The organism is Polaromonas sp. P1_E1_2 (assembly GCF_056406035.1).
The window spans coordinates 1-4,375 of sequence record NZ_JBFUAZ010000355.1 but is presented as its reverse complement, the minus strand read 5'-3'; the positions used below and the strand labels follow the sequence as shown (position 1 = coordinate 4,375).

The 4,375-nt window shown below is 64.3% G+C and carries 5 protein-coding genes; 3 read left to right on the top strand and 2 right to left on the bottom strand.

All coding sequences use genetic code 11. The features are described 5' to 3' along the window. Positions 1-616 (bottom strand): tripartite tricarboxylate transporter substrate-binding protein (locus tag AC1D1P_RS15515; protein WP_477673597.1); only part of this gene is annotated, 616 nt, incomplete at its 3' end. 186 nt (positions 617-802) lie between these two features. Here AC1D1P_RS15515 and AC1D1P_RS15510 point away from each other — a divergent pair. From AC1D1P_RS15510 to AC1D1P_RS15500, 3 genes are all read left to right on the top strand, one after another. Beyond that, the gene (locus tag AC1D1P_RS15510) at positions 803-1,489 is read left to right on the top strand and encodes a response regulator (protein ID WP_477669013.1); all 687 of its coding nucleotides are present in this window, start codon (positions 803-805) and stop codon (positions 1,487-1,489) included. Further along, positions 1,486-2,949 (top strand): sensor histidine kinase, encoded by a 1,464-nt coding sequence (locus AC1D1P_RS15505; RefSeq protein WP_477673596.1) that lies wholly within the window; start codon positions 1,486-1,488, stop codon positions 2,947-2,949. Before AC1D1P_RS15510 ends, AC1D1P_RS15505 begins: the two co-directional genes overlap by 4 nt. Before the next feature lie 71 nt (positions 2,950-3,020). Continuing rightward, positions 3,021-3,422, top strand: a complete 402-nt coding sequence (locus tag AC1D1P_RS15500; RefSeq protein WP_477669011.1) for an RNA-binding S4 domain-containing protein — start codon at positions 3,021-3,023, stop codon at positions 3,420-3,422. A 126-nt stretch (positions 3,423-3,548) separates the two neighbouring features. Here AC1D1P_RS15500 and AC1D1P_RS15495 read toward each other — a convergent pair whose 3' ends face one another. Continuing rightward, a complete protein-coding gene (locus AC1D1P_RS15495) occupies positions 3,549-4,283 on the bottom strand; it encodes an aspartate/glutamate racemase family protein (RefSeq protein ID WP_477673595.1) in 735 nt (244 codons plus the stop codon). Positions 4,284-4,375: the final 92 nt, after the last annotated feature.

The window sequence follows — 4,375 nt, the reverse complement described above, 5'->3', positions numbered from 1 at the left end:
AGCCGCTGCCGCCCACCGTGACGTTGCCGCCCAGGATGGCTGCCGTGGCTTCACCGCCGCCGCGGAAAGCCACATAGTTGATCTTGGAGGGATCGGCGCCGACCTTCTGCGCGATCATGGCCGCTGCGATGTGCTCGGTGGAGCCGCGCGAACCGCCGCCCCATTTCACACTGCCGGGGTCTTTCTTGAGTTGCTCGACCACGTCTTTCATGGATTTGAATGGCGAGTTGGCGGGCAGCACAAACACGTTGTATTCGCTGGACAGGCGTGCAATCGGGGGAGCTTGCGACAGGCTGACCGGCGGCTTGCCGGTGATCAATCCGCCCAGCATGACGGCACCCATCACCATCAGTGCGTTGGGGTCGCCCTTGGAGCCGTTGACGAACTGGGCCAGGCCCAATGCGCCGGCGGCGCCGCCCTTGTTGTCGTAGGTCACGGTATCGGCGGCCTTGGAGTCCGTCAGGGCTTTGCCCAGGGCACGGCCCGTGGTGTCCCATCCGCCGCCGGGATTGGCGGGAATCATCATCTTGACGTTGGCGGCGGCAAAAGCCGGCAGGGGCAAGGCGCCCGCAGCCGCCATGGCTGCCAGGGATTTAAGAAAGGTATCGCGACGCATGAGTGTCTCCTTGAAAATAGGATTGTGAAATTGTTGAGCTTGCCGGGCTGGCGAAGGCATCCAGCCGATCACGGGCTTATCATGCGCTTCGTTTCTGTCAAACGGCTGTCCGGAAGCATTGGGGAAAGTGCTAATGTCTAGGGCCTGCTAACACCCTGTTTTCAGGTCCTAGCCCATTCTGCCCCCATGAAATTGTTACTGATCGAAGATGATGCGTCGATGCAGGCTGCGCTGCAGCGGACACTGGGCCGCCGCGGCATGGAGGTTTTCAGCTGCACCGACGGGCGCCTGGCGCTGGCGCAATGGACGGACACCCAGCCCGATGTGGTGGTGCTGGACCTCAGCCTTCCCGGGATGGACGGCTTGCAGGTGCTGGAGCAGGCGCGCCTCAAGGGGCTGGCCACACCGGTGCTAATTTTGACCGCACGCGGCACGGTAGGTGACCGCATCATGGGCCTGAACACCGGGGCCGACGACTACCTGCCCAAACCCTTCGACCTGGACGAACTGGAAGCACGTCTGCGCGCCCTGAGCCGCCGGCGCGCGGCAACCGCGCTTCCCGCGGAAAACGATGCCGGCGCACAGATCGTGGGCGAGCTGCGCTATGAAAAAGACAGCGGGGCCATCTACCACCGCGACCAGGTGCTGGAGCTGACCCCCCGTGAACTGGCGCTGTTGCAGGCCCTGATCGCCAAACCCGGCCATGCAGTGTCCAAAGAGCGTTTGTTCGAGCTGGTGTTTCCCGGCGAGGCGGACGTGCAATACGAGGCGGTGGAAGTGGTGGTGTACCGCCTGCGCAAGAAACTGGCGCAAACCGGCGTCACGCTGGTCACGCTGCGCGGCCTGGGCTACTTGTTGAAAGTGGATGCATGAGCTCCCCGCAGCCGCGACAGGACATTCAGGCAGTTCCCCCCGCAGCACCCGAAACCAAACCCGGCGCAGGCGCCATCTCCCTGCGCAGATACCTGCTCATCGGCATCCTTTTGCCGGTGGGCCTGCTGGTAGTGGCCAACACCTTCAGCCTGTACCAGCAGGCATTGGGCGCGGTGAACACGGCTTATGACCGTACGCTGCTGGCTTCTGCCAAATCCATCGGCGAGCAGCTCGATGTAACGGGCTACGACGAGCAATCCGAGCTGCGCGTCACGGTGCCCTATGCGGCGCTGGAAGCTTTTGAGGCTGACAACCAGAGCCGGCTTTTTTACCGGGTGTCCAGCCTCGGCGGCAGCATGGTGTCCGGTTTTTCGGAGTTGCCGTTCTGGCACGGGCGCATTCCGGCACGGCCGCCCTATTCGGCGCTGGTGGATTTTTATGATGACGTCTTCATGGGCGACGATGTGCGGGTCGCGGTTCTGCTGCAGCCCGTGGCCAGTGCAAAAGGCCGCGCCATGGCGGTGATTCAGGTAGCCGAAACCCTGGAACTGCGCAAAACACTGGCCCGCAAAATCCTGTTCGACACACTGTGGCGCCAGGCCCTGCTGCTGGCGGTGATCGCCCTGGTGGCGATCGTCGTGGTGCAGCGCGCCACCCGGCCCGTACGGCGCCTCAGCGCCGAGCTGCAGGCCCGTCCCGAAGGCGACCTGACGGCGATTACCGCGCCCGATGCACCCCGCGAACTTCTGCCGCTGGTGGATGCCACCAACGAGGTCATGGGCCGGCTGCAGCACCTGCTGGACAACCAGAAGCGCTTTGTGCGCGATGCGGCCCACCAGCTGCGCACGCCGCTGGCCGTGCTCAAGGTACAGGTGCAGTCCGCGCTGCGCGGCGACATGGACGCCCGTGAGGCGTTGGCGGAAATCAACCAGACGGTGGACCGCGCCACCGTCCTGGCCAACCAGATGCTGGCGCTGGCCAAGGTGGAGCAATTGCGCCAGCAGGCTGACCTGCAGGCCATCGACCTGGCGCAGGTGGTGCGCTCTGTGGCGCTGGACCTCTCGCCCCTGATTGCCGAGAAAGACATCGATTTCGAGATAGAAACCGTGCCGGCGCGCGTCACATCGCATGAATGGATGCTGGGCGAACTCACGCGCAACCTGCTGCACAACGCCATCAAGCACACGCCGGCCGGCGGCACGCTGGCGGTGCGCATCGTGTGCGACGCCCGCGTTGTCGCCATGACCATCAGCGACAGCGGGCCGGGGGTGTCGGCGGAGTTGTCGGCGCGGCTCTATCAGCCCTTTTCCGCAGGCAACGTGCGCCACGGCTCCGGCCTGGGCCTGGCCATTTGCCGCGAGATCACCGAAACCATGCATGGCAGCATTTCGCTGGAAAACCGCGTCGTGCACGGCCGCGTGACGGGCCTGGACGCCACGGTACGCCTGCCCACGACGTGAGAACCTGTTCACGATCCAAAAGCGGCGCCATCCTACACAGCGCCCCATGCCTTGGTACAGAATAGGCCCCAATGGACAAATTGCGAATCGACAAGTGGCTGTGGGCCGCCCGCTTCTACAAGACCCGCGCCCTGGCCGTGGAAGAAATTGACAAGGGCCGCGTGCGCATCAACGGCATCGAAGCCAAGCCCGCGCGTGAAGTCAAATCCGGCGACACCGTGACACTGCGACAGGGCCCCTACACCCGTACCCTGATGGTGCGCGGCATCAGCAAGCTGCGAGGCGCAGCCCCGGTAGCCCAGCAGCTCTACGAAGAAACCGAAGAAAGCCTGCGCCTCAAAGCCGAGGCCGCCGAGCAGCGCCGGGTGGCAGCCGATCCGGCCGGCAGCCTGGAGCATGGGCGCCCCACCAAACGCGACCGCCGCACRCTCGACAAGGCCTGGGACAACCGCTGGAGCGCGTCAGCCGATTGAGAGACTGGGAAGCCGCCCCGTTTTCGCTATCATTTTTGTAGCTACTCGCGCCCATTCCCATTGGGTCAGAGGCCTATTTTATTCAAGAATTGGCTGTTTTGAGCCATGCAGGATGGTGATGAACGCTCAGGCATACGCTCGCTGCGCCAGCGCCCGCGCCAGCAGGGCCGCCGGGTCCACCAGCTCAAGTGAATCCATGCCAGGCACCGCGCTGAGTGCCAGCGGAATCTCGGTGCAACCCAGAACCAGCACTGAAAGGCCGTGCCGCCCGGCAAGCGCGCTGGCCACGCCCGCAAAACACTCACGCGCCAAAGCCATGTTGCCGGCTTTCACGCCCTCATAGATGCCGCGCATCAGGCGCTCACGCTCTTCAACGGAAGGAATGTGGCATTGCAAACCCGCCTGCCGCAGGGCCTGGTCGTAGAGCCCTGCCCGGTAGGTGCCCTCGGTCGCCAGCAAACCTACTTGCCCTACCCCGCGGCCAGCCAGGTTTTGCGCGACCTCACGCGCCACGTGCAGCACTTCAAGCTGGGGAAAGCGCTCCTGCAGTTCGGCGTGCCACGCATGGGCCGTGTTGCACGCCACCGCGACGGTGGTGGCACCTAACGCGGCGAGTTTCCCCATTGCTTGCAACATGGGATCCAGGGGCTGATGGCCGCCCGGCCCCGGTGAACCCAGCGCGTTGCTGCGGTCCGGCACCGGCACCTGCGCCAGCCAGTGCTCGGGAAAGGCCTGGTCAGACACCTGAATGTTCAGCGAGCGCATATGGTCCGCGCAGGCCTGGACAAACAATCGGGCAAAGTCTGCACCTGCAGCCGGACCCATGCCGCCCAGAATGCCGACCACGCGGGTTCTGCTCATATCTTGCCTTTCAATGCTGTTCAAGTTGCAAATCCTGTCCGGCAGGCGCACACCGGCCACCTGAGCCCACGAGGCTCCGGGATCATTTTTCT

Coding starts and splice junctions, on each gene's coding strand:
- AC1D1P_RS15510 (WP_477669013.1), top strand. CDS start 803: ATGAAATTGTTACTGATCGAAGATGATGCGTCGATGCAGGCTGCGCTG.
- AC1D1P_RS15505 (WP_477673596.1), top strand. CDS start 1,486: ATGAGCTCCCCGCAGCCGCGACAGGACATTCAGGCAGTTCCCCCCGCA.
- AC1D1P_RS15495 (WP_477673595.1), bottom strand. CDS start 4,283: ATGAGCAGAACCCGCGTGGTCGGCATTCTGGGCGGCATGGGTCCGGCT.